Genomic DNA, 481 nt, shown 5'->3' on the forward strand with positions numbered 1-481 from the left:
CGAATCAAAGTTGGTCGATGGATTTTGTTTCGGACCAATTAGCGAGCCATAGACGATTTCGTATTTTGAATGTTGTAGATGATTACTCTCGAGAAATTGTAGGCCAGCTCGCTGAATACTCGATATCTGGGGCTCGTGTTGCTCGCTTTTTGAATGATCTCATTGAGCTGAGAGGAAAGCCGGAAAGCATTACGTGTGACAACGGCACCGAATATACCAGCAAAGCTATGTTCTTCTGGAGCCAGAAGAGTGGCGTGAAGCTGAACTTCATTCAGCCTGGGAAACCGACGCAGAATGCTTTTGTTGAAAGCTTCAATGGGAAGTTTAGAGACGCTTGCTTGAACCAACATTGGTTCCGAACGTTACAAGAAGCACGATATGAAATTGATCTGTGGCAGCAGCACTACAATCATGAACGGCCACATAGCTCGCTTAATTATTTAACACCGGTAGCCTTCGCGAAGAAGGTTGCATAATATGG

Annotated in this window: 1 protein-coding gene; it reads left to right on the plus strand. The window is 44.9% G+C overall.

Annotated features, from left to right (window positions below; all coding sequences use genetic code 11):
* A partial coding sequence (locus A3750_RS06330; protein ID WP_156498455.1) for an IS3 family transposase occupies positions 1-476 on the plus strand: 476 nt, incomplete at its 5' end.
* Between the last annotated feature and the right edge of the window lie 5 nt (positions 477-481).

Source organism: Oleiphilus sp. HI0079 (genome assembly GCF_001635105.1).